The following is a 26,809-nucleotide window of genomic DNA, read 5'->3' as shown; positions in this document are numbered from 1 at the left end:
CTTTTTATTTTACACGTTTGTGGATAAAAATGGCGGGCTTTTGGGCGTTCTTTTGGGGCTAAACGCCAACGAACTAGATAAATTTAGCCGCAAAGGATAACGGGGAGAACTAAAGATAGCTCTTAGGGGTAATAGTAAGCGCTTACATTTGTGTTATACTAAGAGTAATAAGTTTGGTGACAAGTTAATGGGGGTGGCTGCTGGCGCAATCTGCTAAAGGAGTGCGCCCCATGAAACGCCGTCTGACCAAAGAGTGATGGGATTCCGCAGTTGGTGTCGACTTTTTACCCTGTTTTGCAGTTTGAGGATGTCGTCGGTTCAGCTTTGGATGGGCATCTTCTTCATCGCGTACGGGTCGAACCTCTTTAGCAAGGTGATGTTCAAAATTTTTTCTGACACAACGTCAACAGCGGCCCCAGCCACTAAGGAAGACCCAGCTTCGAAGCCGGTGCACCCCGGTGACGAATGGGAGAGTGGCAATTAGGGGCCTAAAGCCTCCTTGAACAACCAGGAAGCGGATCTGAGTAATCCTCAGACCCGCTTCCTGGTTGTTTTTGGTTACTGGTGAATCAGCAGTAGTGATCCTAAGATGAAGCACAGGACCACGATGACCGCTAGCACGCCGCTAAAGTAGCGGGTGAAGTGGCCCGCCTTGATCCATAGTCGGCCGACGATGAGGGCCAGGACCACGATAGCGATACTGGTTAAAATGATAAGTTTTATTTTGACGTCAAAATCCGCAGTCAGCATGGCTGAACTTCCTTCCCGAGAGGTACTTTAAAGCCATTATACCAGAAGCCTAGGGGCGTTCAATCAAAAGGGCGATGCCCATGCCACCGCCAACGCAGAGTGCGGCGAGACCCCGGTGGAGGTCGTTACGCATCAGGTCATGCAAGAGGGTGACCACGATGCGGGTCCCCGAAGCGCCTAATGGGTGGCCTAAAGCGATGCCGCCCCCGTTGACGTTCAATTTGTCGCTAGGGAGTTTTAAGTCGCGCGCAATCGCAACGGACTGGGCGGCAAAGGCCTCGTTGAGTTCGATGCGGTCAAGGTCGGCGACCGTCCAGTGTTGTTGGTCCAAGGCCGCTTGAATCGCGTAAGTTGGTGCGTAGCCCATCAAGGCTGGGTCGATGCCGCTTTCGTGGTAGGCTTTGAGCACGGCCAAGTAGGGCAACCCGGCGGCTTCGGCGGTGGAGCGGCGCATTAGGACCATGGCGGCGGCCCCGTCGTTGAGCCCGGCGGCGTTCCCGGCCGTGACGGTCCCATCCGGTTTGAAGGCGGGCTTTAATGCCGCCAGTTTGGCTGCCGAGGTGTCGGTCCGGACGGCTTCGTCGGTGGTCACCTGGTGGTCGCCCACGGTAACGGGGACGATTTCGGCGTCGAAACGGTGGTCGGCTTGGGCCTGGGCGGCGCGTTGTTGCGAACGCAACGCAAAGGCGTCTTGTTCGGCCCGGCTGACGTGGAATTCTGTCGCGACGTTTTCGGCCGTGATGCCCATCGGCGTTTGGTTGAAGGCGTCCATCAATCCGTCACTGAGCAAACCATCGATCAGGGTCTCGTCGCCCATCTTATGACCCCAGCGGTTCTCCGTGTCCAGGTAGGGGACCTGACTCATGTTCTCGGCACCCCCGACCAGAACGGTGTCGGCATCCCCCATCATAATGGCAGTTTGGCCCAGGCGAATCGCCTTGAGACTTGAGCCGCAGACCTGGTTGACGGTCATGGCGGTACTGCGGACGTCCAGTCCGGCGTTTAAACTGACCTGGCGAGCTAGGTTCTGCCCCAAACCAGCTTGCAAGACCGTGCCAAAGATGCCCTGTTGAATCGTAGTGGGGTCGACGCCACTGGCCTCAACGGCGGCGCGAGCGGCGATGGTCCCGAGTTCGACGGCCGACACGTGTTTAAAGTTGCGGCCGAACTTGCCGATAGGCGTCCGCACGGCGCTTAGAATCACAACATCATCCATTAGTATTAGTCTTCCTTTCCGATAAGTTTCCGAAACTCTAATATAACTGACTTGGCCGCGTTTGTCTTGAAAAATCCTCGGAAAGGCCCCCGATTTAGGGCTTTCTTTACCAGCCGAAGCGGAGTAGATTGGGCAAAAGTGAGGCGACCGCGTATAATGGGGACCAGGAAACACGACCACGTTGGGTGTTGAGATATCACCGGACCTGCGTGGTGGCGAGTCTATTTAGATAAGGGGAATTGTAGTCATGACAGAAACTGATCCGACAACGACACCCTTAACCCCGGCCGAATTTTTGACGCCGGAACGGTTAGCACGGTTGTCTAAGAACCAACAAACTTATGCGGCCCAAATTTTGACCGACTTTTTACACGTTTACCAACAAACGACGGGTAGCACCCGGGCGTGGACACCCACGGGGCTCACGGCGGCGTTGACCGCTTTACCCCTGAGCGTCGAGCAACCGCATAACTACTTTGTGGCGGTGGTCCCGGTACTTAGTGCCTACCTCAAACCCCAAGTCGGTCGTGATTGGCCGGCTTTGAAACAAGCTTTGACGGCAGCCCGGCCCCAATTGGTCGAAAAACACGCGGCCACTGAGGTCAACCAGGAGCAGCACGCCTACGAAAACGTGGTCGCCGAAGTGGAGGGCTGGGTCCAGGACATGCAACGAATGCCGCAGGTGGCTAACCTGAGTACCACTGACCAACGTTACTTTGGTGATATCGTCCACGCGGTGGCTGAACTTCTCTTGACAGGTAAACATCTATCGGTGACGGAGTGGCAAACCGATGCTTTATCCGCCGTGATGTTTGGGCCATTTACCCACTTACTAGCTAAAGAACAACGTGTGGCGGGGCTGTATCAGCTGATTCCGTTTGCGTTGACCGAACTCTTTAGTTACTTGGCGGCTAGTGATGACGGATTGCCGCATGCTCAGGATTTGATTGAGTGGGTGCGGACTCATCACACGGCGCTAGTCACCATGTATGATCCTAAGATGGAAGCCTTCTTCGACCAGGTCACGACGGCCATGCAACGCGAAGGTATCGACATCCAAGATAAAGCGGCCGTGGACCAATTCACCCAGTCGTATCTGCGGACCCACCCAACGTTAGGTCGAGAACTCTTTGCGACCGATCAACAGTTGAAGACCGTCAAGCACCGCGGTAAGCGGCCGGCCTTTAGTCGCAAACGGCGTCGACGGTAGGGTAAAATTATGAACAAACGTTCCCGTGGTTGCCGGTGGTTGTGGTACACTTAAAGTCTAATCTAAAGCAATGAAGGGAAGTTTCGTCTGATGGATCTGACACTGTTCAAAGAGGTCAAGGCCACGACCAATAAGTTGGCGCTCGGCACGTCATTGGCGGGCCAAGCCGACGTTAAAATCGTTAATTTTGTCTGGGATGAGTCCCAACCCGACACCTTGTACTTTTCATCGGTCAAAACTAGTGAGGCCGTGACCATCTATGATCAGGATCCTGACGTGGCCATCATCACGGTGCCCGACAACGGGACGCCCGGCAACCCGTACTTGCGGGCTCGTCACGTGCAACTTCACCGGTCGACCAAAACCATGGTGGACTTGTTACCGTTGTACTTGCAGAGCGTCCCGCACTACCAACAAGTTTGGGATAAGATTGGCTCGACACTGGTGGTATACGCTTTGCAATTGGGGGACGTGAAGGTCGATCCGGGGATCGGTCGCTCCAAGCAGATTCTTCAGTTCGAATCGTAAACTTAAACGAAATTGAAAAAGACGCATCTACAGGCAGTGAAGCTTGCAGATGCGTCTTTTAGTCTCGTGATGCTGGCGCTTAAACGTTGATGACTTTTTGTAGGAAATCCTGGAGTCGTGGGTTTTGCGGGTGTTCAAAGATGTGTGCTGGCGTGCCACTTTCCTGAATCAAGCCATCAGCCATAAAGACGACCCGGTCGGCGACTTCCTTGGCAAAGCCCATTTCGTGAGTCACCACGATCATGGTCATCCCATCCTGGGCCAATTGCTTCATGACTCCCAACACGTCACCGACCATTTCGGGATCCAAAGCGGACGTGGGTTCGTCGAATAACATGATCTTGGGGTGCATCGCAAGTGCCCGGGCGATAGCCACCCGTTGTTGTTGGCCGCCGGACAGGGAGTTGGGTTTCACATCCGCCTTGTCGGCTAATCCCACCTGGGCCAAGAGTTCTCGGGCGCTAGCCTCCGCTTCACTCGGAGTCATTTTCTTCAGTTGAATCGGAGCCAACGTGATGTTTTGCAACACGGTGAGGTGAGGGAAAAGGTTGAAGTGTTGAAAGACCATGCCGATATTTTCCCGCACCAGATTGAGATTGGTCTTGGCATCGGAAAGGTCGTGGTCGTTGATAATGACCTGGCCCTTAGTCGGCATTTCCAGGTCAGTCAAACACCGCAAGAAGGTACTTTTTCCAGACCCGGACGGGCCAATCATGCAGACGACCTCGTTATCTTGGACTTCGAGGTTGAGGCCCTTTAAGACCTCGGTGTCGCCGTAGCTTTTGTGTAGATCGGTCACGCGAACCTTTACTGTATGATCACTCATGATTAGTTAATCCTCCTTTGAACCCAATTCGACAGCCACGTCAGCAGGGTGATGATGATCAGGTAGATGATGGCGATCATCAGCCAAATTTTGAACCCTTCGAAGTTACGGGCGATAATCAATGTCCCGGTCTGGGTCAGTTCGACAATCCCGATGACTGACAGAATCGACGTATCCTTTAACGTAATAATGAACTGATTGATAAACGATGGAATCATGATGCGAATCCCCTGGGGCATGACGACCTTGCGCATAGCCTTCCAGTAGGGTAATCCGAGTGAACGGGCCGCTTCCATTTGTCCCGCATCAACGGCTTGAAATCCCCCTTTGACGAAGGCTCCGGTATAGGCCCCTTCGTTCAACATCAGGGTAATCATCCCGGCAATGAAGGCCGGGATTTTGAACCCATGGCCGATCAGGTCGGGAATCCCGATGTAAATGAAGAATGCCAGGACCATCAACGGCATCCCCCGGAAAATATAGATGAGGGTACTGGAGATGGCCGGACCGAGTTTCCCCGGCATGACGCCTAAGACTCCGAGAATCAAGCCGAGAATCGTGGCCAGAATGATGGAGATGATGGTCAGTTCCATGGTCATCCATAGCCCCTTGCCCAGGGTGTTGAGGTTTTGACTGAACAAGCCGAAGAAGGTCCGGCTGCTGGCGGTCTCGCCGGTGATGGACGATTCCTTGGCGTGCAGGTAACGGTTCAAAATCTTTTGATAGGTCCCGTCGGCTTTAATAGCGGCTAACCCAGCGTTGAATTTTTTAAGTAACGCGGCGTTTTTACCCTTTTTCACGGCAAACCCGTAGTCACCAGCCTCGTGTTGCTTGGAAACGATCTTTAACGGGATGCCGTTTTTGATGCCGTATGACATGACCGGGTAATCTTCGAAGCAGGCAACTGAATTACCGACTTTAACGTCGTTGTACATGGTATTCGAGTCGTTGAAGTATTTGATCTTAAAGCCGTACTTGGCCTGAATCGATTTTCCGAACGTGGCGCCGGCGGTCCCAGTCTTTAAGGCGACGGTTTTTCCTTTGAGCTGCTTAAAGTTCTTGACGGAACTGTCCTTGGTGACCGCCATCACGACCCCGGATGAATAGTAGGGCTTGGAGAAGTCGAAAGTCGCCTTGCGGGCGGACGTGATGTTCATCCCGGCGATGACCCCATCGACCTGATTGGCACTAAGCTGCTGGACGGCGGCGTTGAAACTGAGCGCCTTCAGCTGGTATGTAAAGTGTTCCTTTTTGGCGATGGCCTGCAACAGGTCGATATCGATTCCCTTGTACTTACCGCCCTTGACTTGAAATTCAAACGGGGCGAACGTCGTATCCGTGGCGATGGTGTATTTCGCGGCGTGGGCTTGGGTGGCTAAACCGACCCAACTACCCAACGTGGCGAGCAACACAATCACGGCAACTTGCCATTTCTTCATGGTGAATAACCTCCTACTTAGCACCTTATGTCATAAAATATAACATCATTTCTGATAAACTACAAGCTGAATTCTCAGATTCAACTCATTTAAGGAGCTTTAGACGTAACTTGGCCCCTAAAAGCGGGACTGAACCCCGAAAAAGTTCAGCAACGAGGTCATCAAAAACAAGATATGCCGTAATCCATGATATTTTTTATAACATCAGGTAACTTAAAACCGAAAAAAGTCCAAAAAAGAGCCCGAGACTAAGCTCGGGCTCTGGTTAAACGTCAATTCGGTTAGTTAAGCGTGTTCGTCAGGCAGACTGGCGATGACCCGGTGGGCCACCACGGGATCAGAATCATACGGGGTGTCGACGCCGTTGATCTTTTGGTAGGCGTCTTGACCCTTTCCCGCGAGGACCACTAAATCGTCGTTGGTCGCGTGGGTGATGGCGTGACGAATCGCGGCTTCACGATCAGCGATGTAGGTCGTATGCACGGCCTGGTGGTCGATGCGCTGATCGATTTGTTCGGCGATCGCTTGCGGGTCTTCGTGACCCGGATCGTCAGTGGTCAACACCGCGGCGGTGGCGTAAGCGTTGAGGGCCTTGGCAAAGCCTTCGCGCCGGTCTTCACCCTTGTCACCGGTACTGCCCAAGACCACCACGATGCGGTGGTCGGTGAATTGAGTGTGCAAGAAGTGCAACAGGGCGTTCATGCTCCCCCAATCGTGAGCGTAGTCGATGTAGACCGTGCCATGGTGTCTGGTCGTGATGGATTCCATGCGACCGGGGACCCGCGTGTGGGCCAGCCCCGTTTGCATCTGCGGTACGGTCGCCCCGGCAAGCAAGCTTGCCAGGATGGCCGCCGTAGCGTTGCCCTGATTGAAATCCCCCGGCATGGACACGTGGTAGTCGGCCGCTAATGAAGCCAACTCGCTCACTGCCGGGTTGACCGTGAGGGTGAACTCACTAGCGGTCAGGGTATTTTGCTGCGGGTGAATCGAGACGGTCGCCTGGTCCTGGTCGACCCCGTAAGTCCAGATACGACTGGGGTCGGTAGAGACTTTGGCGGCGGCATAGACCTCGTCGAAGTGAGCCGTGTCGGCGTTGATGATGCAAGCCTTCGAATTCAACAACAACTGTTGCTTACATAAGAGGTAGTTGGCGAAATTCGGGTGTTCGTTGACGCCGATGTGATCGGGCGAGATGTTCAAGAAAATGCCCACATCGAAGGTTAACCCGTAGACCCGGTGCAACAGGTAAGCCTGTGAAGCCACTTCCATGACCAGAATCGTTTGCCCGTTGTCGACGGCCTGCCGCATTTCGTGGAACAGGTCGAAGGATTCCGCCGTGGTCAGGTGGGCCTTGAACTGGTCCTCCGGTCGGTTACCGATGATGTGGTTGATCGTCGAAAACATGGCGACTTTGCCCGGTGCCGTTTGGCTGAGAATTTGGTGGGTCAAGTAAGTCGACGTGGTTTTACCTTTGGTGCCGGTGTACCCAATCACGAACAAGTCGTTTTGGGGGAACCCAAAGTATAATTGGGCTGCTAACGACAGGGCTTTGCGCACGTCACTGACCAAAATGCCGGGGACCGTCACTTGGTCATGGTAATCTTGTTCGGCCAAATAGGCGCTGGCCCCGTTGGCGACGGCTTGTTGCAGGTACTGGGACGAAAAATTCAACCCTTTGCAAACGAACAAGCCGTCAGCCCCAATTTTACGGGAATCGTAACCCAGGTCAGCGAACGTGGTCTCAGCGGCCAGTGGGGCGGTCGTGCCCCGGTACAAATCATGCTCACGCAGCAACGTGATCAATTGGGATGCTCTCAATACAGTTGCCTCTTTTCGTGCTTAGTCGTTCGGACGCATGGTTGGGAAGAGCATCACGTCACGGATGGATGTCGAGTCGGTCAATAACATGGTCATCCGGTCGATTCCGATTCCTAAACCACCAGTAGGCGGCATGCCGTATTCCATGGCTTCCAGGTAATCGTCATCGATGCCGTGGGCTTCTTCGTTTCCGGCACTGCGTTCAGCGTCTTGAGCTTCGAACCGTTGCCGTTGGTCGATAGGGTCGTTCAATTCGGTAAAGGCGTTACCGTATTCGTTGCCGACAATGTACAATTCGAACCGATCAGTGAATCGAGGATCCTTGGCGTTCTTCTTGGCTAGCGGTGAGATTTCAACCGGGTGACCGTAGATGAACGTCGGTTGAGTCAAGGTGTCTTGGACCTTTTCTTCGAAGAAGGCGTTGATGATGTGGCCGACCGTCCAGTAGTCTTCGTAATGGATGTTGTTGTCGTCAGCCAGCTTTTTAGCCTGGTCAACGGACATTGGTTGCCAGAAATCGATGCCGGTGACTTCCTTGATGGCGTCGACCATGTGTTGGCGCTTGAAGGGTTGGTCTAAGTCGAGGTCTTGGCCCTGGAACGTTAATTTACCGGAACCGTTGACCTTGTTAGCGGTGTAACGGAAGATGTTTTCAGTTAAGTCCATGACATCGGTGTAGTCGGTATAAGCGGTATACACTTCGACCATGTTGAATTCGGGGTTGTGACGAACATCAGTCCCCTCGTTCCGGAAGTCTTTGCCCAATTCGTAGACCTTTTCGTAACCGCCGACAATCAGGCGCTTCAAGTACAGCTCCGTAGCAATTCGCAGGTACAACGGAATATCAAAAGCGTTGGACTTGGTGATGAATGGCCGGGCTTCGGCCCCACCAGCTGCCGTTTGTAAGACAGGGGTGTCGACTTCGAGGTAGCCGTTGTTGTCCAAGTATTCACGAATAGCCTTCTTGATTTGAGCGACCTTGATGAACCGGTCGAAACTGTCCCGGTTAGAAATCAGATCCAAGTACCGCTTCCGGTAAATGGTTTCCTTATCAGTCAAGCCATGCCACTTGTCGGGTAATGGCCGGAGGGCTTTGGACAGGAAGGTTAATTCCGTGATCCGCAGCGTTAAGGCGCCGGTGTTAGTCTTGATGACGTAAGCTTTGACCCCGATGAAGTCCCCTAAGTCGAGTGACTTGAAGAGGTCGTAGGTGTCTTCGCCAAGTTCGTCCTGGCGTGCGTACCCCTGGATAACGCCCGTCCGGTCAAGCAAGTCGATGAAGCCAGCCTTACCACTGCCGCGTTTACCGGTGATCCGGCCCGCGAGTGTGACGTAGTGCTTATCATCCATCAAGTCTTCCTTAGTGAACTGGTCGAACTTTTCGTTGACGGACTTAGCATTGTCGCTCCGGTCGAAACGGTGACCGAAGGGGGCAATGCCTTCCTCACGAAGATGATCCATTTTATCGCGACGAACCTGCATTTGGTCGTTCAAATCGGGTTGTGCGGTATTCTTCTTTTGGTTGTTACCCATTTTGTATCCTCCTATATAAGTAGTGGCTCAATTGAAAAAACGATTGAACCCAGACCTCCCTTAAATTTAGTCGATTTTCGTCGAATAAGCAACCCCTGGCGGTCGGGACAGACGATTGGGGACGTTAGACAGACGGAAAAGAACATGTTAGGCTAATGGCTAACGTTAGGAGGGGATTGGGATGTTGAAGCTCGGACGCCAAGTTTGGCCGTTACTCGTTTTAGGGCTATTGATCAATACGGCCTATAGCGTGATGTGGCCACTGACGACCATTTATCTGCATAATGATCTGCAATTGTCGCTGGTGACCAGCGGCTGGATCCTGGCGGCGTATTCGGGTTGCAACGTGCTGGGCGGCTATTTAGGCGGTCTGTTGGGGGACCGATACGCCGTCAAACGAGTCGGTCTGGCGTTACTGGTGGCATTGATTGCCGATGCACTGGTTGGGCTATGGTGGAACAACGTGTGGGGCTACCCGGTCGTTTTGATTGTGTTTGGCCTATTGACCGGGGGGATGCTCACCTTGATCACGACGCTGACGGCCCAACTCAGCCGGGCTAACGGACGACTCTTTAATTTGCTGTATATTTTCATTAATCTGGGACTCGTTGTGGGGACAGCCAGTATTGGGGTATTGTTTCATCGAAGCTTACGGCCCATTTTCAGCCTATTACTGGTTTGCTACGGGTTAGCGACAATTTTATGGGAGCGTTATGCTGACCGGTTAACGGTGAGTGGCCAACCGGTAGCAGACCCTTCTGCCGAGCAAGCTAACCGACCGACTAACCGCCGACGCTTAGGCCGTTTGACCCTAGGCGTCCTGTTGATTAGTCTGGTGCTGATGTGGGGGACTTATGCACAATGGATGAGCAACGTTTCTATCTATATCCAAAATTTAGGCTTAAGCGTGAGTGTTTACAGCCATTTGTGGGTCTATAACGGGTTGTTGTTGATTCTTGTTCAAGGTGCGATGGCGCGGGTCAGTCGCTTACGCTCACTCCCTTGGCAAATCATCGGCGGCTTGGTGGCCATTAGTGGGTCGTTTCTACTATTAAGTACGGCACACCAAATTGGTGGACTGTTTGCGGCGATGACCCTGCTGACCATCGGGGAAGCCGTCTACGTTCCGGGGGTGCCGGCGTTAATCAATGCGTACACGATCGGTAATGAAGGTAAATACCAGGGATTAGTCAACGCGTTCTCATCGTTGGGTAAGGCCTTGGGTCCCGTTGCTGGTGGCTGGCTCATCGGTCAGGAAGCTGGATATAGTGGCTTGCTTCTGGTGTGCATGGCAGTCAATGCCGGCGTCGTGGTCCTAGTAATTCTGGGGAGCAGCCGATTTTTACGGCGGTCTTAAAAATGATAACGAACCATCATGGGATAAATAATCGATAATTCTCCGAACGCCCCGGCTGAAGAAACTTGTTTTCAGCCGGGGCGTTCGTGTTTGAAAATAATTTCAATTTGTTGCAAATTATGGTTGACGTGGTGGACTAGGCTTGGTATAGTTATACACGTTGTCACGACGAGTCACTAACTAGACCAATTTGAATGATTGAAATTAGTTGTTGACGAAATGATAACGAAATGTTATTCTAATTAAGTTGTCGCTTGGCGATGACGAATCAGCGAGAAACGTTGTCAAATCAAACTTCTTGTTGACAAGCATATCAGCTAAATGGTATGATGATTAAGTTGTTTGCTTCGGCGGATAACGAGTAGACCTTTGAAAACTGAACATTGTTTCGACAAACCAAATATGTGTAGGGCGGTTTGAATTTATTCAAACCCAAACAATATTTGCGAAGTCAATTCGCTTTTAAAATGTAACAACAATCGATGAGCTATTCGAGCTTATCATCTTTAAGATGAGAGTTTGATCCTGGCTCAGGACGAACGCTGGCGGCATGCCTAATACATGCAAGTCGAACGAGCTTTGGTTGATTGACGTGCTTGCACTGATTTCTTCTTAAAGCGAGTGGCGAACTGGTGAGTAACACGTGGAAAACCTGCCCAGAAGCAGGGGATAACACTTGGAAACAGGTGCTAATACCGTATAACAACAAAAACCGCATGGTTTTTGTTTGAAAGATGGTTTCGGCTATCACTTCTGGATGGTTCCGCGGCGCATTAGCTTGTTGGTGAGGTAACGGCCCACCAAGGCGATGATGCGTAGCCGACCTGAGAGGGTAATCGGCCACATTGGGACTGAGACACGGCCCAGACTCCTACGGGAGGCAGCAGTAGGGAATCTTCCACAATGGACGCAAGTCTGATGGAGCAATGCCGCGTGAGTGAAGAAGGGTTTCGGCTCGTAAAACTCTGTTGTTGAAGAAGAACGGGTGTCAGAGTAACTGTTGACATCGTGACGGTATTCAACCAGAAAGCCACGGCTAACTACGTGCCAGCAGCCGCGGTAATACGTAGGTGGCAAGCGTTGTCCGGATTTATTGGGCGTAAAGCGAGCGCAGGCGGTTATTTAAGTCTGATGTGAAAGCCTTCGGCTTAACCGAAGAAGTGCATCGGAAACTGGATGACTTGAGTGCAGAAGAGGACAGTGGAACTCCATGTGTAGCGGTGGAATGCGTAGATATATGGAAGAACACCAGTGGCGAAGGCGGCTGTCTAGTCTGTAACTGACGCTGAGGCTCGAAAGCATGGGTAGCAAACAGGATTAGATACCCTGGTAGTCCATGCCGTAAACGATGAGTGCTAGGTGTTGAAGGGTTTCCGCCCTTCAGTGCCGCAGCTAACGCATTAAGCACTCCGCCTGGGGAGTACGACCGCAAGGTTGAAACTCAAAGGAATTGACGGGGGCCCGCACAAGCGGTGGAGCATGTGGTTTAATTCGAAGCTACGCGAAGAACCTTACCAGGTCTTGACATCTTCTGCCAATCTTAGAGATAGGACGTTCCCTTCGGGGACAGAATGACAGGTGGTGCATGGTTGTCGTCAGCTCGTGTCGTGAGATGTTGGGTTAAGTCCCGCAACGAGCGCAACCCTTATTATCAGTTGCCAGCATTCAGTTGGGCACTCTGGTGAGACTGCCGGTGACAAACCGGAGGAAGGTGGGGATGACGTCAAATCATCATGCCCCTTATGACCTGGGCTACACACGTGCTACAATGGACGGTACAACGAGTCGCGAAGTCGTGAGGCCAAGCTAATCTCTTAAAGCCGTTCTCAGTTCGGATTGTAGGCTGCAACTCGCCTACATGAAGTTGGAATCGCTAGTAATCGCGGATCAGCATGCCGCGGTGAATACGTTCCCGGGCCTTGTACACACCGCCCGTCACACCATGAGAGTTTGTAACACCCAAAGTCGGTGAGGTAACCTTTTGGAGCCAACCGCCTAAGGTGGGACAGATGATTAGGGTGAAGTCGTAACAAGGTAGCCGTAGGAGAACCTGCGGCTGGATCACCTCCTTTCTAAGGAATAATACGGAGGCCTGCACATACTTTGTTGAAACAATGGTCAGTTTTGAGGGGTCTACCCTCAAGCTTGTTCTTTGAAAACTAGATATTATCAATTATTTTCCTTTAATTATTAAAGATAATTAAACCGAGAACACCGCGTTTATTTTGAGTTTTTTAATTAGTTTATTCGCTAATACTCAATTAATCAGCGGTCACGAAGTGACCGTTAGGTTAAGTTATGAAGGGCGCATGGTGAATGCCTTGGTACTAGGAGCCGATGAAGGACGGGACTAACACCGATATGCTTCGGGGAGCTGTACGTAAGCTTTGATCCGGAGATTTCCGAATGGGGAAACCCAATCATCTTTACCGATGATTACAACTCAGGGAATACATACTTGAGTTGAGGCAGACGTGGGGAACTGAAACATCTAAGTACCCACAGGAAGAGAAAGAAAATTCGATTCCCTAAGTAGCGGCGAGCGAACGGGGAACAGCCCAAACCAACAAGCTTGCTTGTTGGGGTTGTAGGACTGAACATTTGAGTTACCAAAGTCAGTGATAGCCGAAACATCTGGGAAGGTGTGGCAGAGCGGGTGATACCCCCGTAGGCGAAATCGTTGACCCTCAGTTCAGGATCCTGAGTACGGTCAGACACGTGAAACCTGGTCGGAATCCGGGAGGACCATCTCCCAAGGCTAAATACTCCCTAGTGACCGATAGTGAACCAGTACCGTGAGGGAAAGGTGAAAAGCACCCCGGAAGGGGAGTGAAATAGTTCCTGAAACCATGTGCCTACAATTAGTTAGAGCCCGTTAATGGGTGATAGCGTGCCTTTTGTAGAATGAACCGGCGAGTTACGTTAATTTGCAAGGTTAAGGTGTAAAGACCGGAGCCGTAGCGAAAGCGAGTCTGAAACGGGCGTTTCAGTAAGTTGACGTAGACCCGAAACCAGGTGACCTATCCATGTCCAGGCTGAAGGTGCGGTAAAACGCACTGGAGGGCCGAACCCGTGTATGTTGAAAAATGCTGGGATGAGGTGTGGATAGCGGTGAAATTCCAAACGAACTTGGAGATAGCTGGTTCTCTCCGAAATAGCTTTAGGGTTAGCCTCGGATGAAGAATCGTGGAGGTAGAGCCACTGTTTGGACTAGGGGCCCGTCATGGGTTACTGAATTCAGATAAACTCCGAATGCCACTGATTTATATCCGGGAGTCAGACGATGAGTGATAAGATCCACCGTCGAAAGGGGAACAGCCCAGACCACCAATTAAGGTCCCTAAATATGTGCTGAGTGGAAAAGGATGTGGAATTGCATAGACAGCTAGGATGTTGGCTCAGAAGCAGCCATCATTTAAAGAGTGCGTAATAGCTCACTAGCCGAGTGACTCTGCGCCGAAAATATACCGGGGCTAAGCACATTACCGAAATTGTGGACGCAACTATGTTGCGTGATAGGAGAGCGTTCTAAGGGCAACGAAGCTAGACCGCAAGGACTAGTGGAGCGCTTAGAAGTGAGAATGCCGGTATGAGTAGCGAAAGATCAGTGAGAATCTGATCCACCGAATGACTAAGGTTTCCTGGGGAAGGCTCGTCCTCCCAGGGTCAGTCGGGACCTAAGCCGAGGCCGCAAGGCGTAGGCGATGGATAACAGGTTGATATTCCTGTACTAGTTAAGATTGTTTGAACGATGGAGGGACGCAGGAGGCTAAAGCATGCGCACGATTGGAAATGTGCGTCCAAACGCTGAGTCTGGTGATGAGTCAAATGCTTATCGCTAAGGACAAGGCGCGACGGGGACCGAATTTTAGTAGGGAAGTGCTCCACGTCACACTGCCGAGAAAAGCTTCTAGTGAGATCTTAATTACCCGTACCGCAAACCGACACAGGTAGTCGAGGAGAGTATCCTAAGGTGAGCGAGTGAACTCTCGTTAAGGAACTCGGCAAAATGACCCCGTAACTTCGGGAGAAGGGGTGCTACACGCAAGTGTAGCCGCAGTGAAAAGGCCCAGGCGACTGTTTATCAAAAACACAGGTTTCTGCAAAATCGTAAGATGAAGTATAGGGGCTGACGCCTGCCCGGTGCTGGAAGGTTAAGTGGATGAGTTAGCTTCGGCGAAGCCCAGAAATGAAGCCCCAGTAAACGGCGGCCGTAACTATAACGGTCCTAAGGTAGCGAAATTCCTTGTCGGGTAAGTTCCGACCCGCACGAAAGGCGTAACGATCTGGGCACTGTCTCAACGAGAGACTCGGTGAAATTATATTACCTGTGAAGATGCAGGTTACCCGCGACAGGACGGAAAGACCCCATGGAGCTTTACTGTAGCTTGATATTGGGTGTTGACACAGCTTGTACAGGATAGGTCGGAGCCGTAGATATCGGAACGCTAGTTTCGATGGAGGCGCTGGTGGGATACGACCCTCGCTGTGTGAACACTCTAACCCGCGCCACTCATCGTGGCGGGAGACAGTGTCAGGTAGGCAGTTTGACTGGGGCGGTCGCCTCCCAAAAAGTAACGGAGGCGCCCAAAGGTTCCCTCAGAATGGTTGGAAATCATTCGACGAGTGTAAAGGCAGAAGGGAGCTTGACTGCGAGACAGACAGGTCGAGCAGGGACGAAAGTCGGGCTTAGTGATCCGGTGGTACCGTATGGAAGGGCCATCGCTCAACGGATAAAAGCTACCCTGGGGATAACAGGCTTATCTCCCCCAAGAGTCCACATCGACGGGGAGGTTTGGCACCTCGATGTCGGCTCATCGCATCCTGGGGCTGTAGTCGGTCCCAAGGGTTGGGCTGTTCGCCCATTAAAGCGGTACGCGAGCTGGGTTCAGAACGTCGTGAGACAGTTCGGTCCCTATCCGTCGCGGGCGTAGGAAATTTGAGAGGAGCTGTCCTTAGTACGAGAGGACCGGGATGGACATACCTCTGGTGTACCAGTTGTGCCGCCAGGCGCATCGCTGGGTAGCTATGTATGGATGAGATAAACGCTGAAAGCATCTAAGTGTGAAACTCGCCTCAAGATGAGATTTCCCATTCCTTTATGGAAGTAAGACCCCTGAGAGATGATCAGGTAGATAGGCTGGAAGTAGCAGCGCCGTGAGGCGTGGAGCGGACCAGTACTAATCGGTCGAGGACTTAACCAAGTGATTGGTGTTCTCAGAAGATAATTGGTAATACCTAGTTTTGAGGGAATAAGCTCTCAATAGTGTGGTGGCGATAGCCTGAAGGATACACCCGTTCCCATGCCGAACACGGAAGTTAAGCTTCAGCACGCCAATAGTAGTTGGGGGATCGCCCCCTGCGAGAATAGGACGTTGCCACGCAATGTTAGGAACCCAATCGGGTTCCTTTTTTTATATCATTTATTGGTATAGGAAGAAAAGGTCCAGAAAATTAAGTGAGGAAATAACCGGTAAAATGATGATTGCGTCATGTTATCACCGCTGTGCTGATTTATGCTATTTTAGGCCTACCTATTGTCAGCATAGAGATTTTCAGTAATAATAGAAAGAAATGCCGCTTTAGCTCAGAAGGTAGAGCGTTTCCATGGTAAGGAAGAGGTCGTTGGTTCAAATCCAATAAGCGGCTTATCAGCTGAAACTAGGCGTTTTTAGCTAAATGTAAAAGCCTGTCAGGTCAACATCTGACAGGCTTTTTGTTTTTGAATTGGTACTAGAAAGAACTAGAAGATAAAAAAACTTTGCGCAATCTTTGCACATTCAGTTTAAAGTTCCTATTGACAACTTTGAATTCATAGGAAGGCTTGTATAGTGTATCTAGCGAATCAATGATCTTTTGATCCGTACGTGACTTATACTCATCGATCATGTAAGCATATCGGTTGGCCGTTATAACAATGCTGCTGTGTCCAAGTCTTTTCGAGATAGCGTAAAGGTCAACGCCTTGCCCCAACAAATAAGCAACGTGGGTGTGACGGCATGAATGAAAGTGAAAGCCTTTAAGCGGGGAACCAATTTCCTTGAGTGCGTTCCTAAGCACCTTATTAATACCGGCTGATGTTGGAATTGTATCATTCTCAGCAAACACTAGTCCTCGAGGATTATCCTGTGGAAGTTCTTTAAGCACATCTAAGAGCCAATGGTTGGCTCGAATGGTGCGAAACGACCATTCATTCTTAACGTCTTCAAAATCCTGTGTCGACTCATTCCAAGAGTTTTTAACATCAATCATTCCAGTGTCAAAGTGAATGCTACTCCACTTGAGCCCTTCGACTTCCCCTGGACGCATTCCTGTATCTAGGGCAGTTAATATCATGTATTTACCTGTGAACTTAGGACGACGTGTTTTAAGCAAGTAAGCGCTTAGCTGCTTTAACTGCTTTTCGTTAAGGTATTGGATTTTACGTGTTCGATTTTTGTCGTAAACCATCGTCACGTTGTATGCGAAATCTTTCCCAAATTGCAAGAACAAATTAGCCACACGACAAATCCTATTAAATCAGTATTTTCATTAATATTCATATTTTATGGACTTAACTTAACCGGCGGAAGCAGCGGAGAAAAGCTCTTTGGGTGTTTGATAGCCAGTTTGCCGGCGCGGTAAATTGTTTAGCTTTGACTCAACTGCTTGGATATCATGAGGACCCAAAATATCCATGGATAGACCCTTGGGTACATCGCGGCGGATCATTCGATTATGCGCTTCGTTAGTCCCACGCTCAGAGGAACGATATGGATGGGCATAATAAAGGTCAGCGACACCGGTAAGTACAGCGCCAACTTCCGAGAACTCAGCGCCATTATCGGCAGTAACTGACTTCATGATTGATCCGTATTCTTGACAGATCTTGGCCAGCTCATAGTTGACTGAATCGGCATCACGACCATCGATCAAACGTAGAATTTGGCAGCGGGATTGACGCTCGATCAGCGTTAAGATCACACTCTCTTGACCGTTGCGCTTGCCCACCACGGTGTCCAATTCGAAATGGCCGAACTCTTGGCGCTGGTCGATACTTTTAGGCCGTTCATCAATACTCCGTCCGGCCAGACGCTTGTGCTTGATCGAGTGATGATGTTTGGCACGGTGGCGCGTTTTTTCGAGTAGATCAAGATTGCGGACTTCAAGTAACTGGGCATCAATATAGTGGTATAGCGTCTTGGTCGAGACCATCTCCTCAGGTTGATATAAGCCTTCAAGTTTGGCCCGTCCTACTGCTGCATCAGGCGACCAACCATCTTGACGCAAATGAGTCGTAAAATAGTCGATAAAATCAGCGACACCGACGAGTTTCAAAGGTCGATGACAGTGGGCTCGATTAGCTTCGTACTTAGCTTGTGCTGTTTCTGGTGAGTATACAGCGTAATATTGGCGTTGACCATTCACTTTTTTTACTTGGTCGATCTCGCCGCGGCACAATTCATTATTGATTGTTTGATGACAAACATTAAGCGCTCTGGCAATTGCACGATTGGAATAGCCTTGGCTGTGCAGCGTAGCAATTCTGCCTCGTTCAAACGAAGTTAGGTGCTGACCTTTTTTTCTGACTGTGGTATTCTGTTCTTGCATCAAGACAATAACCTCTTTCATTGTTTGTGTAGGAACATCAATGATAACAGAGATTTGTCTTGGTGTTTTTTATTTTATCAATTAGCTAAAAGTATTTGGCTAACTTGATTATAAAACGCGCGATGCGAAATCTTTTGTGATGATGCCATCATAAATTGCGTTCTTTATACAGGCGTGATACTGGGAACTTAGTTTGGCCATAGTTTCTTTAGACCGAGTTTGACCAATATTCCGGATGAAATTTTGGTAATCATATCGAGTGATATTATCCAACCTTGCAAAGGGCAGCCCCTCCGACAGAATCTTATGGCTTAACTCATAAGTGAGTCGGGTGCGTTCTTTGACCCCCGGTTCTTTATAGGTTTTATACCAATACCAAAAATAATCTTTGAAGTAAGGCACCTCGGCCATAACCAGCTTTCCACTATTTCGATCAACGGAAAATTGGTTGGCCCATGCAGTTGCTTCGCCTTTAGTTCTGAAACCACCATGTGTTTTTATTTTCGCTTTTCCGTCAGTATCTTTATAGCTGATCCTGGCCTGCCAGCTCTTGCCTCGCTTGGTAATACTTGCCATGGTTAATTCTCCTTTCAATGGCAAGGTCAACACTCGACTTTGCCAAACGTAAGTTCTTTAAGCCTGTTAAAGAAAAGCCCAGTTGAGGGCCTATTCATTAGCTGTTGTTTTCTAGTGCTAAAGTCTCCCGATATTCGTCGGCTTCTGGACGTTCCTTAAAATCAACGGTAACATTTTTATACTTCTTTAATTCATTTTCGACATCTTCAATTGATATGCTGAAATATTCCTTTCGATTATTTACTTTATTAATTCTGCGATTTGTGAACCTATTATGTAACTCTGCTTCTAATTTGTAGGCATCTTCGCTAAAAATAAGTGCATGTACATCAAATTTAAAGGGGACGGACGCACTACTTAATTCGTTGATTCGGTCCATTGGTTCAAGTCGACGGGTAACTCCTATTTTGAATACATTTTTTCCAAAGGATCCTATATTAGAAATGATGTAAACATATCCTGCCGTTGCGTGTTGCTCACGGTAATCTACCTCGTCCTCTTGTTCGTGATACTTGGAAAGTTCTTCTTGTAATTTTGCGATTTCATCTTTCAAACTTTCATCTTGAGGATTGGCGGAATATTTCTCTTTCAGTTCAGAAATTGCCTGCGAATAATGTTTTATCTCTTTAGTTACTTGTTTTCGTTTTGCAGCAATTTCTCGCTGTAACGCCTTTTCTTCACGTTCTTTTTCACGTTCCTCACGAAGAGTTTCTTTTTCATCTTCAACTTTTTGTCGATATTCAAAGGCAACATTTAATTCCTTTATTTTTAAATCTAGGTAGGCATAATTTAGCTGAATATCTACTACCCTATACATTTTATTATGCTGGTCGAAGGAACGTTTTATGCGCTTGACGATTCGATCATAATTGGAATAAGTCGTTTTTCCAATAGCTTCAGTACATTCATTATTGAAACTACGCAAGATGGCCTTAATGTTATTTCTATTCATTTTTCGGCCTTCGGTTTTACTGTTATTGACTAACCAGTTCGGATTGAATGATACAGCGGTTTTATTTTTGATCATTGATTTTTGATCATCTCTTATCATCTTGAGCATGTCTTTATATCCTAATGAAGTTGAAAAATCATATTGTGGTCTATAAAGTCCGTATGAGCTCATTTCCAAGTCGGGTGTTAAATCATTTATATCGGCTCGAATATTATTTAAAGAGTCGGTTGATTCGGCAATTTTTTTAGAAATTTCTTCAAGCGATTTGTTCTTTTCTGCTATCTTAGCATCTACTTCTAAGGCAGTGTTTTTCTTTTGTTTAATTAATTCGTCTAGCTTGAGGGGTTCCATTTCATGTATAGACAGTTTTAAGTTAGCTTTGTTTTTTAAGTCATTGTTCTCCTGCGTTAGAGAGGATATGTTCTCTTTAAGACTAGCAATGTCTTTTTTAAATTCAGAAGTTTTAAAAATATCACCAAACGCCATATATAGTCCTCCGCATTCTGTCATTTTCCAGATGCACTCATCCTGCAAAAATTAATAAGTGGGTGCTAAAAGCCGATTAAGAGATTTGGGTCATTAGCCGAAGTACATAACGGCTACAATGACAGATATGACTAGTGTGATAATCCAGAGAGCCATACCCGCATATTTATGGTCACGGTATTTTACTTGGATAATAATTCCGATAACCACGGCAACTAGCTGGCAAATCGTTCCGTAGTTGGTCAAGATGAAGCTAGCTGCAAAAAATATCCAGCCGACAGCCAGCCATATTCCCCAAGCCGAAGACTGTTTTGCTTTTTCTTGCATAGTAAATTCCTCCCATGATATGTACAGCTTTTAACGTCATCAGTTTTGGACACGTTATATTTTTTCCAGAATGGTAAGTATATCAGGCAGGCTTACCTAATCAAAATCGTAGGGCAGGCCATATTGGCGTGCTAAGTCTTTGTACGAAGTCGGCATATGATCGTTATCTTCGATAAACAGTAAACCCATCAGAGCGACTGAGAATTCATTAAAATTTTGGCGGGAAACCCATGATTTCAATCATGGGAGGAACGCCCATGTTTCGCAACGTTAGTTGCGTTTTAGCAGAGGCCTTCCCGCCTTCCCCCTTTCTGTTCGTTGGTTCTCAATGTAGTGTTCGACTGTTTCTTTTGACATATCCCCTAAAGTGCCCATGTAATAGCTTGGCGACCAAAGGTGACCGCCCCAAACTATTTGTTGTGTTTCTGGGTGAATTTTGAACCATTCGCGTGCTGAGACCCCCTTTAATACCTTGACAATATTGGCCGGCGCGTACTTTGGTTTAAAGCTGATTAGTAGATGGATATGATCAAGCATGACTTCACCTTTCTCAATTTCAATTTCGTTTTGATTCGCAATGTTTTGCAAGATTGTCAACATCTCCTTTGCTAATCTTGGTGTGTTAAATATTTGTTTCCGATACTTCGTTACCCAGACTAAATGGAAGTGAAAGTTATAAACATATCCGCGTTCGTGTTTCACATTTTCTTTTGACATACGATTTACTCCTAACGTTTATAGATAAACGACTTTGTTGTTTAAATGTGGTGACAGTCGTATAATAATTATAGTCTAAGGAGGTGATATATGTGACTAAGAAAATGTCTGAGTTCAAATACCATTACGGAATTAAAATGCGAATATTCCCATCTCGTGAGCAGAAACATCAGCTTGACAACAATATCAACGCAAGCCGTTTTGCTTACAACGAGATGGTGGCCATCGACAAAGAACTATTTCAATTGCGTAAAGTAAAGTGTTACATTGCTTCGGTTGTTAATCGCATTGCCTACCTGCAGAAACGTAAAAACAACACACAAATGTTGTTTGCACTACATCCTTGGTTATCAGGTACCAATGTAGGTACCGACGTTGTAGATCAAGCACGACGAGCTTATCAGAGCGCGTGGCGTTTATTTCGACAAGTACACAGATCTGGCACACCAAAGTTCCATAAAAAGCAGATGAGTGGCAGCTTTCAGCTCCCAAATCGCTATGCTAAGGTTAAGCCGAATTTGTTCAATGGCAGTTGCCGTTTTCTCGATTCTAAGCATGTGAAAATTAGCTTGATTGGCCGATTGCGTGTGTCTGGGTCACATAGACGCTTGTTTAGTTGTGGCAATGATGTTCGTATTGGAACAATCACTGTCTCGCGCGATGTCACTGGGCGTTACTACTTATCTATGCAACTAGGATCGGACACCCCGTTTGTTGCGGGTGGCAAGCAACAGATCTCTCCAGTAGGCATTGACCTAAATACTGACAATTTCCTAACTGATTCAAACGGCAACATCGTTGCCAACCCACGTTACTATCGCTCTATCAAGGGCAAGCTAGCCAAAGCCCAACGTAAACTTTCTCGTCGTGCGCTACGGGCTAAAAAAGAAAATCGGCCGCTTCGTGAAGCTAAGAATTATCAGAAACAACGTGTATTGGTGGCCACCCTCCAGCGAAAAGTTGCTAATCAACGTAACAACTTTCTACATCTTGTCTCAACAACACTTATCAAGAACCACGATTTAGTTGTTGCAGAGGAGTTGCGGAGTAAGAATATGTTACGAAACCATGCATTGGCAATGAGCATTGCTGATGTTGGCTGGCGAACTTTTTTAGGCATGCTGGCCTATAAAGCCGACCTATACGGCCATAAATTTGTCACCGTTAATCCGCGTAACACGACACAAACCTGTAGTGAGTGTGGATATTTGATGTGCGGTGATAAAAAATTGACCTTAAAAGATCGTGAATGGACTTGCCCGCAGTGCGGTAATCACCACATTCGCGATTGGAATGCTGCTAAAAACATTCTCAAAAAAGGCTTGGCAAGTGCTTAACTTGTTTGTCCGTCTGGCAACCTGCGGGCATAAAAGGCTTTGGTAATTAGCACGTAAGACCTGCATGCAGGCAATTGCTGTATCTAAGCAAATTGTGGTCGTTGCACCGTTAGGTGCAGTTCTCACAAGCTTCCGACTTTAGTCGGGAGTGGTTGACCTGCTTCGGTTTCGAGCTGACCGTGTGCGCGGATACTACTTGTATAGTAGCCTACTAGACCCTCTTGTAGAATGGTGTGGCCTAGTTCGTGACCCATAACAAAATATTGGTCTGGCGTATGCCTAATTGCCTCATCGAGCATGATAATAGGTTGTCCATCATCATAAATCGTTTTTCCTAATGGTAAACGATCAAAATAGCACCATTCTACCTGAATATTAAGTTTTTCAGCAATAGTGAAAGGGTTGGCAGTGTGATACCGATTCGTCACTGTTTTAACAACGTTACTAATCTTTTCCAAACAATCAGCCCCTAGTCATGCTTGTGGCGCTTCCAGAATATTGCTGTCATAGCCACACGCACTTGTTCTTTTTGCTCTTCTGTCAGGTCTTCACCGCCATAAGTCATAGACCCTTCATTATCATTGAGAAACTTTTCTAGATCATTAGTATCCTTTGAGTTGGCCCATTGGGGAGTTTGATTTTCTCCAAGAAGGTAGTCTGTGGTGACCTCGAATCTTTTTGCGATTGCTGAGAGCACTTCAAAGTCCGGCTGCCTTTTTCCTTGTTCATAAGATGCTAGGGTGGTTTTCGCGATTCCTAATTGCTTGGCCAATTTTGCTTGTGTGAGGCCAGGTTCTTGTTTTCTAAGTTCTTTAAGCCGAGCTGCAAACATGGATAGCTCCCCCTTTTATGGTAAATATTACTACGCAAAACGCGTATGTTGAAGCTGTTTCAGAAATATACTCAAAAAGAGTACTTTTCTATTGACTAGGTACGCGCTATGTATTACACTTATTTATGTTGAGAGTACGCGAAACGCGTTCATAAGGAGATGATAATTTATGAGAATGTGGTTGAAACGCTGGAGAGACGTGAATGGTCTTACGCAAAAGCAAGCAGCACGAGCCGTTGAAATCCCTGAAACTACCTTCGCATCATACGAGCAAGGGCATCGAAGCCCAAGCGTGGATCGCGCTAAAACTATTGCGGAAAAGATGAATGACATCTCTCGCGGCGAAGACGTAAAGTGGACATATTTTTTTGATGACGTGGTACTCATATCGAGTACCAAACGCTCTGAGGAGGTGAGCTGATGAATGAAACGGTAAAAGCAATTCAGGAGGAGCTACAGAAGCAAGGACTTGAATCTCAACCAGGATCAATTAATTACTCGCTCGTATTGGCGATTGTTTTAGGACTAAAGAAAAAGCCGATTAAGTAATAATCGACTTTCTCAGAAACCTAGAAATGAAATTTGATGGTTGCAAGACCGTCGCTCCCATCCGCAGTTAATTCAACTTCATAGACTTCTCCGTCAAAGCTAAGTCTAGTCAGAGAATTAATGGTGTTGCCTATCTTGGGGTCTGATACAAGATAGTTGGCCAGCTCTTCACAGTTAAAATCGAATTCTTCTTGATCATCTGTGGTAGTTGGTAGGTATTCTTTCAGTCCCCAGTCGTATTCAAGGTTCGAGACCATTAGATGGGTCTTCACCGTCTGTAGAAAATTTTCTGCACCGGAAACGATAGCAAGGTCACCGTTCTCAAAGACAGTGTCGTTATCGAATCCAACCTTTAGGTCTTTGCCATACGTGTTGGCATCTACGCGGGGCTGGATGTCTGAAAGAATTGGTTTCTTAGAAATCCATTGCATATAATCACCTCTTTTCCGGTACTAATTGTACCAGAGAAGGCGATGAGTATTAATTTTTCAAAGAACAAGGAGGTGAGCTAATGCTTAAAATTCCAGGCTTACTTTTAGTAGTAACTGTGTTAGCAAAGTCCTCTATTTAATTTAAGTTTAGAGCGGATGCTAGACAACTCGATTTTCTTAAATTGCCAATTTCAAAGGAAGTGACAGCATGCAAAACGAAAGTAAATTTGCCAAACAGCTCACGCTTGCACTTGATGGCGTACAGCAAGCGATGACCCACAAGGATGTGGCTGCTAAGGTCCACGTCTCAAACGGCCAGCTTACTCGCTTAGCCAATGGCCAACGAAAGGGCGACAAGAACACCCGGGTATCACTTGCAAAGACTCTGCAGAGCGTCTGGCTTAACTTCTCCGGTGCCCGTAAGGACTATGGGACACCTTCCTTCATGAAAGACCGTACCAAGCACGATGACGTGATGGCGGCACTCTTCCAGCAACGCAAAGAGGAGAACGACCGCCGAAGTCTTGAAGAGTCGTTCGATGAAGCGATGACCACTAAGCCAGAGCTTAGATCGCCACAGCAAACGCTTCTCATCCGGGACTACTTCCGAGAATACGTCGAAGAAATCGGCGCGGAAGAGACTGATATCGCGATGAAAGCCAAGTACGCGGGTGAGGATATCCAAAGCGTCTTCGATGCTTATAACAAGCGAATAGGGGGGTGAAAACATGATTCAAGCACCGCAAAGTATCAAAGCAAATATCGAAATTGCCATTCCGGATAACTTCGAGTTAGTCCAGCGTGACGAAATCGAGAGCCTTCGTGGTCAAGCACTGACCGGTCGAACGTGGACCATGCAAGATTTACGTGAGTGGGTCGGCAAGAAGTCAACGACTTGGATCAAAGCCAGCATCCTGGAGAATCCGCGGTACAGCCGAGAGATTCAACAAATGGTTGACCATCATGAAATCAAAGAGGCTGCGGGGCCCGGGACACGTTGGCTTTTCAAAGCTGGCCCCATGGCGGAGTTCTTAGACCGTCACTGGGAAGAATTACCTTGGTAAGGAGGTGACAAGAATGGATTTGCTCTACTACATTGTCGGAGAATTCATGGTCTGGACCGCAATCCTGGCGTCGTTTATCGGCTTCGGATACTGGCTATCTGAATCGGTACATGAGATGGGCGGCTGGAAGCCCTGGGCAGACGATTTCTTCGGACTGACCTACAACGAAAAGGAGGATCACAAATGATGCTTTGGCATAAAAAAAGAGCCCTGACCTGGACGTCAGAACTCGAAGATAAATTGCATGTATCACATTTCTTTGACTTCAATTCTACTCTGAAAGGGTGGTGGATTCAATGACTTTAGGTGGATTTGCACCACACTATGATGAGTTAATGGCCGGCGACACTACCCCGCAAGACATCACCGGGTTACGACTGGTCGACGGAGAAGAATACCTGAAACTCGACGGTGGGGATATCTACGTGCCCCGCAACGCCGAAGCAATTCGGAGCTTCCTGTACGACTACAGCGACCGGGACACCGACGGCCTTCCGGACAACCGATCGGAACTAACTGATTTAGTTGGCGAAGAGTTTGGCGACATGGAGGTGATCACATGGATCAAGTATTAGGCAAGCAAACTGCAAGCGGCCCCGTGATTCTTGTGGCCCAGGTTACTAGCGAAAGTCGTAATCGGTTGGCCGATATTCGCGGCGAACTATTTAATCTTATCGAAGCGATCGACGAACCGGGACACCCAATCACCAACGAAGAACTCGATCATTTGTATCGAATTAACGATCAGCTGGCAGAATGGCAACCCGAAGTGGAGGTTAAGTAATGAATCTTTATCAATTGGAAGACAATCTATACCAAGTCGTTCGATTAGCCGAAAGTGCCGATTCGAAAGATCAACAGGCGTTTGATGACACGATTCTCAGCCTGAAAGATGGCATTGCAGATAAGGCAATCGGCTATGGCAAGGTAATCAAGCAGCTAACGTCCGATGAAAAGCAACTTGCCGAGAAAATGAAGGTCGATGCTGACCGAAAGGCTTCACTCGCTAGCAACATTAGACGATTAAAGGACGCCTTACAGCAAGGACTAGAGGCGGCCGGTTTAGACCACGTTAAAGACGTTGACCTAGCAATCTGGATTCAGAATAACCCGGCCAGTGTCAATTTAACGGACGAGGAGAAAGTACCTGGTGACTTTGTTAGGACGACAACTAGTCTCGATAAGAAGTCCATTCTAGCCGCCCTGAAGGCCGGAGAAGAAGTTCCGGGGGCCGAACTCCAACAGAAGCGGTCCATCCGGATTCGATAGGA

28 protein-coding genes, 1 tRNA gene and 3 rRNA genes are annotated in these 26,809 nt (G+C 48.3%); 17 read left to right on the top strand and 15 right to left on the bottom strand.

The window, feature by feature from the left end; all coding sequences use genetic code 11:
* Nucleotides 1-307 precede the first annotated feature (307 nt).
* Nucleotides 308-484, top strand: a complete 177-nt coding sequence (locus H3M12_RS02925) for a hypothetical protein (protein ID WP_170954972.1) — start codon at nucleotides 308-310, stop codon at nucleotides 482-484.
* Nucleotides 485-558: 74 nt separating this feature from the next.
* Here the strand turns inward: H3M12_RS02925 and H3M12_RS02920 are convergent, their stop codons facing one another.
* Both H3M12_RS02920 and H3M12_RS02915 read right to left on the bottom strand, forming a co-directional pair.
* Nucleotides 559-750, bottom strand: coding sequence for a hypothetical protein (locus H3M12_RS02920; RefSeq protein WP_129032542.1), 192 nt, complete (start codon nucleotides 748-750; stop codon nucleotides 559-561).
* Between the two features lie 49 nt (nucleotides 751-799).
* On the bottom strand, nucleotides 800-1,966 hold the full coding sequence (locus H3M12_RS02915; protein ID WP_129032541.1) for an acetyl-CoA C-acyltransferase: 1,167 nt from the start codon (nucleotides 1,964-1,966) through the stop codon (nucleotides 800-802).
* Nucleotides 1,967-2,213: 247 nt separating this feature from the next.
* On the opposite strand from H3M12_RS02915, the gene H3M12_RS02910 reads away from it, so the two are divergent.
* Complete coding sequence (locus H3M12_RS02910; RefSeq protein ID WP_129032540.1) at nucleotides 2,214-3,176, top strand: hypothetical protein; 963 nt, start codon at nucleotides 2,214-2,216, stop codon at nucleotides 3,174-3,176.
* A gap of 90 nt (nucleotides 3,177-3,266) precedes the next feature.
* Nucleotides 3,267-3,704, top strand: a complete 438-nt coding sequence (locus H3M12_RS02905; protein ID WP_129032539.1) for a pyridoxamine 5'-phosphate oxidase — start codon at nucleotides 3,267-3,269, stop codon at nucleotides 3,702-3,704.
* A gap of 79 nt (nucleotides 3,705-3,783) precedes the next feature.
* Here H3M12_RS02905 and H3M12_RS02900 read toward each other — a convergent pair whose 3' ends face one another.
* The 4 genes from H3M12_RS02900 to lysS form a co-directional block, all read right to left on the bottom strand.
* Nucleotides 3,784-4,530, bottom strand: a complete 747-nt coding sequence (locus H3M12_RS02900) for an amino acid ABC transporter ATP-binding protein (protein WP_129032538.1) — start codon at nucleotides 4,528-4,530, stop codon at nucleotides 3,784-3,786.
* A 2-nt stretch (nucleotides 4,531-4,532) separates the two neighbouring features.
* Nucleotides 4,533-5,969 carry an amino acid ABC transporter substrate-binding protein/permease gene (locus H3M12_RS02895; RefSeq protein WP_129032537.1) on the bottom strand — a complete coding sequence of 479 codons (1,437 nt, stop codon included), beginning with the start codon at nucleotides 5,967-5,969 and terminating at the stop codon, nucleotides 4,533-4,535.
* Nucleotides 5,970-6,254: 285 nt separating this feature from the next.
* Nucleotides 6,255-7,787 carry a UDP-N-acetylmuramoyl-L-alanyl-D-glutamate--2,6-diaminopimelate ligase gene (locus H3M12_RS02890; RefSeq protein WP_182150901.1) on the bottom strand — a complete coding sequence of 511 codons (1,533 nt, stop codon included), beginning with the start codon at nucleotides 7,785-7,787 and terminating at the stop codon, nucleotides 6,255-6,257.
* Nucleotides 7,788-7,808: 21 nt separating this feature from the next.
* Nucleotides 7,809-9,320, bottom strand: a complete 1,512-nt coding sequence (lysS, locus tag H3M12_RS02885; protein ID WP_129032535.1) for a lysine--tRNA ligase — start codon at nucleotides 9,318-9,320, stop codon at nucleotides 7,809-7,811.
* A 181-nt stretch (nucleotides 9,321-9,501) separates the two neighbouring features.
* On the opposite strand from lysS, the gene H3M12_RS02880 reads away from it, so the two are divergent.
* The 5 genes from H3M12_RS02880 to H3M12_RS02860 all read left to right on the top strand — a co-directional run bounded on the left by H3M12_RS02880 (nucleotide 9,502) and on the right by H3M12_RS02860 (nucleotide 16,326).
* On the top strand, nucleotides 9,502-10,677 hold the full coding sequence (locus tag H3M12_RS02880) for an MFS transporter (protein ID WP_182150900.1): 1,176 nt from the start codon (nucleotides 9,502-9,504) through the stop codon (nucleotides 10,675-10,677).
* A gap of 507 nt (nucleotides 10,678-11,184) precedes the next feature.
* Nucleotides 11,185-12,749, top strand: a 16S ribosomal RNA gene (locus H3M12_RS02875).
* Between the two features lie 217 nt (nucleotides 12,750-12,966).
* A 23S ribosomal RNA gene (locus H3M12_RS02870) occupies nucleotides 12,967-15,881 on the top strand.
* Between the two features lie 63 nt (nucleotides 15,882-15,944).
* Nucleotides 15,945-16,061 (top strand): 5S ribosomal RNA (gene rrf, locus H3M12_RS02865).
* The 16S, 23S and 5S rRNA genes sit together here with 1 tRNA gene alongside, the layout of an rRNA operon.
* Before the next feature lie 192 nt (nucleotides 16,062-16,253).
* Nucleotides 16,254-16,326 (top strand) — tRNA-Thr (locus tag H3M12_RS02860).
* A gap of 84 nt (nucleotides 16,327-16,410) precedes the next feature.
* Here the strand turns inward: H3M12_RS02860 and H3M12_RS02855 are convergent.
* The 6 genes from H3M12_RS02855 to tnpA all read right to left on the bottom strand — a co-directional run bounded on the left by H3M12_RS02855 (nucleotide 16,411) and on the right by tnpA (nucleotide 21,325).
* Complete coding sequence (locus H3M12_RS02855; protein ID WP_233449214.1) at nucleotides 16,411-17,178, bottom strand: site-specific integrase; 768 nt, start codon at nucleotides 17,176-17,178, stop codon at nucleotides 16,411-16,413.
* A gap of 57 nt (nucleotides 17,179-17,235) precedes the next feature.
* On the bottom strand, nucleotides 17,236-18,267 hold the full coding sequence (locus H3M12_RS02850) for an IS30 family transposase (protein ID WP_004270929.1): 1,032 nt from the start codon (nucleotides 18,265-18,267) through the stop codon (nucleotides 17,236-17,238).
* A 108-nt stretch (nucleotides 18,268-18,375) separates the two neighbouring features.
* Nucleotides 18,376-18,843, bottom strand: a complete 468-nt coding sequence (locus H3M12_RS02845) for an Arm DNA-binding domain-containing protein (protein ID WP_182150899.1) — start codon at nucleotides 18,841-18,843, stop codon at nucleotides 18,376-18,378.
* A 97-nt stretch (nucleotides 18,844-18,940) separates the two neighbouring features.
* Nucleotides 18,941-20,281: a DUF4041 domain-containing protein gene (locus tag H3M12_RS02840; RefSeq protein WP_182150898.1), complete on the bottom strand. Its 1,341-nt coding sequence runs from the start codon at nucleotides 20,279-20,281 to the stop codon at nucleotides 18,941-18,943.
* Between the two features lie 93 nt (nucleotides 20,282-20,374).
* Nucleotides 20,375-20,608, bottom strand: a complete 234-nt coding sequence (locus tag H3M12_RS02835; RefSeq protein WP_129033012.1) for a hypothetical protein — start codon at nucleotides 20,606-20,608, stop codon at nucleotides 20,375-20,377.
* A gap of 270 nt (nucleotides 20,609-20,878) precedes the next feature.
* Complete coding sequence (gene tnpA, locus H3M12_RS02830; protein WP_129033013.1) at nucleotides 20,879-21,325, bottom strand: IS200/IS605 family transposase; 447 nt, start codon at nucleotides 21,323-21,325, stop codon at nucleotides 20,879-20,881.
* 104 nt (nucleotides 21,326-21,429) lie between these two features.
* Between tnpA and H3M12_RS02825 the strand changes: the two genes are divergently transcribed.
* Nucleotides 21,430-22,662: an RNA-guided endonuclease InsQ/TnpB family protein gene (locus H3M12_RS02825; protein ID WP_129033056.1), complete on the top strand. Its 1,233-nt coding sequence runs from the start codon at nucleotides 21,430-21,432 to the stop codon at nucleotides 22,660-22,662.
* 122 nt (nucleotides 22,663-22,784) lie between these two features.
* On the opposite strand, the gene H3M12_RS02820 is transcribed toward H3M12_RS02825, so the two are convergent.
* Both H3M12_RS02820 and H3M12_RS02815 read right to left on the bottom strand, forming a co-directional pair.
* Nucleotides 22,785-23,120, bottom strand: coding sequence for an ImmA/IrrE family metallo-endopeptidase (locus H3M12_RS02820; RefSeq protein WP_129033014.1), 336 nt, complete (start codon nucleotides 23,118-23,120; stop codon nucleotides 22,785-22,787).
* 11 nt (nucleotides 23,121-23,131) lie between these two features.
* Nucleotides 23,132-23,494, bottom strand: coding sequence for a helix-turn-helix domain-containing protein (locus H3M12_RS02815; RefSeq protein WP_129033015.1), 363 nt, complete (start codon nucleotides 23,492-23,494; stop codon nucleotides 23,132-23,134).
* A gap of 169 nt (nucleotides 23,495-23,663) precedes the next feature.
* Between H3M12_RS02815 and H3M12_RS02810 the strand changes: the two genes are divergently transcribed.
* Both H3M12_RS02810 and H3M12_RS12985 read left to right on the top strand, forming a co-directional pair.
* Nucleotides 23,664-23,915 carry a helix-turn-helix domain-containing protein gene (locus H3M12_RS02810; RefSeq protein ID WP_129033016.1) on the top strand — a complete coding sequence of 84 codons (252 nt, stop codon included), beginning with the start codon at nucleotides 23,664-23,666 and terminating at the stop codon, nucleotides 23,913-23,915.
* Nucleotides 23,915-24,043, top strand: a complete 129-nt coding sequence (locus H3M12_RS12985; protein WP_263853905.1) for a hypothetical protein — start codon at nucleotides 23,915-23,917, stop codon at nucleotides 24,041-24,043. The genes H3M12_RS02810 and H3M12_RS12985 overlap by 1 nt, the downstream gene beginning before the upstream one ends.
* A gap of 20 nt (nucleotides 24,044-24,063) precedes the next feature.
* Here the strand turns inward: H3M12_RS12985 and H3M12_RS02805 are convergent, their stop codons facing one another.
* Nucleotides 24,064-24,474, bottom strand: coding sequence for a hypothetical protein (locus H3M12_RS02805; RefSeq protein WP_182150897.1), 411 nt, complete (start codon nucleotides 24,472-24,474; stop codon nucleotides 24,064-24,066).
* 208 nt (nucleotides 24,475-24,682) lie between these two features.
* Between H3M12_RS02805 and H3M12_RS02800 the strand changes: the two genes are divergently transcribed.
* The 6 genes from H3M12_RS02800 to H3M12_RS02775 all read left to right on the top strand — a co-directional run bounded on the left by H3M12_RS02800 (nucleotide 24,683) and on the right by H3M12_RS02775 (nucleotide 26,807).
* Nucleotides 24,683-25,198, top strand: coding sequence for a transcriptional regulator (locus H3M12_RS02800; protein WP_129033018.1), 516 nt, complete (start codon nucleotides 24,683-24,685; stop codon nucleotides 25,196-25,198).
* Between the two features lie 4 nt (nucleotides 25,199-25,202).
* Nucleotides 25,203-25,538, top strand: a complete 336-nt coding sequence (locus tag H3M12_RS02795) for a DUF771 domain-containing protein (protein ID WP_129033019.1) — start codon at nucleotides 25,203-25,205, stop codon at nucleotides 25,536-25,538.
* 13 nt (nucleotides 25,539-25,551) lie between these two features.
* A complete protein-coding gene (locus H3M12_RS02790) occupies nucleotides 25,552-25,725 on the top strand; it encodes a hypothetical protein (RefSeq protein ID WP_170954996.1) in 174 nt (57 codons plus the stop codon).
* 109 nt (nucleotides 25,726-25,834) lie between these two features.
* Nucleotides 25,835-26,113, top strand: a complete 279-nt coding sequence (locus H3M12_RS02785) for a hypothetical protein (protein ID WP_129033020.1) — start codon at nucleotides 25,835-25,837, stop codon at nucleotides 26,111-26,113.
* The gene (locus H3M12_RS02780; RefSeq protein ID WP_125642693.1) at nucleotides 26,098-26,322 is read left to right on the top strand and encodes a hypothetical protein; all 225 of its coding nucleotides are present in this window, start codon (nucleotides 26,098-26,100) and stop codon (nucleotides 26,320-26,322) included. Before H3M12_RS02785 ends, H3M12_RS02780 begins: the two co-directional genes overlap by 16 nt.
* A complete protein-coding gene (locus H3M12_RS02775; RefSeq protein ID WP_129033021.1) occupies nucleotides 26,322-26,807 on the top strand; it encodes a siphovirus Gp157 family protein in 486 nt (161 codons plus the stop codon). Before H3M12_RS02780 ends, H3M12_RS02775 begins: the two co-directional genes overlap by 1 nt.
* Nucleotides 26,808-26,809: the final 2 nt, after the last annotated feature.

The organism is Levilactobacillus suantsaii, from assembly GCF_014069315.1.
GTDB classification, from domain to species: Bacteria; Bacillota; Bacilli; order Lactobacillales; family Lactobacillaceae; genus Levilactobacillus; species Levilactobacillus suantsaii.
The sequence above is the reverse complement of the archived record's forward strand: the minus strand, read 5'-3'. Positions and strand labels throughout refer to the sequence as shown.

Excerpts from the sequence above, each read along its gene's own strand:
- H3M12_RS02925 (WP_170954972.1), top strand. The coding sequence starts at position 308 with ATGTCGTCGGTTCAGCTTTGGATGGGCATCTTCTTCATCGCGTACGGG.
- H3M12_RS02920 (WP_129032542.1), bottom strand. The coding sequence starts at position 750 with ATGCTGACTGCGGATTTTGACGTCAAAATAAAACTTATCATTTTAACC.
- H3M12_RS02915 (WP_129032541.1), bottom strand. The coding sequence starts at position 1,966 with ATGGATGATGTTGTGATTCTAAGCGCCGTGCGGACGCCTATCGGCAAG.
- H3M12_RS02910 (WP_129032540.1), top strand. The coding sequence starts at position 2,214 with ATGACAGAAACTGATCCGACAACGACACCCTTAACCCCGGCCGAATTT.
- H3M12_RS02905 (WP_129032539.1), top strand. The coding sequence starts at position 3,267 with ATGGATCTGACACTGTTCAAAGAGGTCAAGGCCACGACCAATAAGTTG.
- H3M12_RS02900 (WP_129032538.1), bottom strand. The coding sequence starts at position 4,530 with ATGAGTGATCATACAGTAAAGGTTCGCGTGACCGATCTACACAAAAGC.
- H3M12_RS02895 (WP_129032537.1), bottom strand. The coding sequence starts at position 5,969 with ATGAAGAAATGGCAAGTTGCCGTGATTGTGTTGCTCGCCACGTTGGGT.
- lysS (WP_129032535.1), bottom strand. The coding sequence starts at position 9,320 with ATGGGTAACAACCAAAAGAAGAATACCGCACAACCCGATTTGAACGAC.
- H3M12_RS02880 (WP_182150900.1), top strand. The coding sequence starts at position 9,502 with ATGTTGAAGCTCGGACGCCAAGTTTGGCCGTTACTCGTTTTAGGGCTA.
- H3M12_RS02850 (WP_004270929.1), bottom strand. The coding sequence starts at position 18,267 with ATGCAAGAACAGAATACCACAGTCAGAAAAAAAGGTCAGCACCTAACT.
- H3M12_RS02845 (WP_182150899.1), bottom strand. The coding sequence starts at position 18,843 with ATGGCAAGTATTACCAAGCGAGGCAAGAGCTGGCAGGCCAGGATCAGC.
- H3M12_RS02840 (WP_182150898.1), bottom strand. The coding sequence starts at position 20,281 with ATGGCGTTTGGTGATATTTTTAAAACTTCTGAATTTAAAAAAGACATT.
- H3M12_RS02835 (WP_129033012.1), bottom strand. The coding sequence starts at position 20,608 with ATGCAAGAAAAAGCAAAACAGTCTTCGGCTTGGGGAATATGGCTGGCT.
- tnpA (WP_129033013.1), bottom strand. The coding sequence starts at position 21,325 with ATGTCAAAAGAAAATGTGAAACACGAACGCGGATATGTTTATAACTTT.
- H3M12_RS02825 (WP_129033056.1), top strand. The coding sequence starts at position 21,430 with ATGTCTGAGTTCAAATACCATTACGGAATTAAAATGCGAATATTCCCA.
- H3M12_RS02815 (WP_129033015.1), bottom strand. The coding sequence starts at position 23,494 with ATGTTTGCAGCTCGGCTTAAAGAACTTAGAAAACAAGAACCTGGCCTC.
- H3M12_RS02810 (WP_129033016.1), top strand. The coding sequence starts at position 23,664 with ATGAGAATGTGGTTGAAACGCTGGAGAGACGTGAATGGTCTTACGCAA.
- H3M12_RS12985 (WP_263853905.1), top strand. The coding sequence starts at position 23,915 with ATGAATGAAACGGTAAAAGCAATTCAGGAGGAGCTACAGAAGCAAGGA.
- H3M12_RS02805 (WP_182150897.1), bottom strand. The coding sequence starts at position 24,474 with ATGCAATGGATTTCTAAGAAACCAATTCTTTCAGACATCCAGCCCCGC.
- H3M12_RS02800 (WP_129033018.1), top strand. The coding sequence starts at position 24,683 with ATGCAAAACGAAAGTAAATTTGCCAAACAGCTCACGCTTGCACTTGAT.
- H3M12_RS02795 (WP_129033019.1), top strand. The coding sequence starts at position 25,203 with ATGATTCAAGCACCGCAAAGTATCAAAGCAAATATCGAAATTGCCATT.
- H3M12_RS02790 (WP_170954996.1), top strand. The coding sequence starts at position 25,552 with ATGGATTTGCTCTACTACATTGTCGGAGAATTCATGGTCTGGACCGCA.
- H3M12_RS02785 (WP_129033020.1), top strand. The coding sequence starts at position 25,835 with ATGACTTTAGGTGGATTTGCACCACACTATGATGAGTTAATGGCCGGC.
- H3M12_RS02780 (WP_125642693.1), top strand. The coding sequence starts at position 26,098 with ATGGATCAAGTATTAGGCAAGCAAACTGCAAGCGGCCCCGTGATTCTT.
- H3M12_RS02775 (WP_129033021.1), top strand. The coding sequence starts at position 26,322 with ATGAATCTTTATCAATTGGAAGACAATCTATACCAAGTCGTTCGATTA.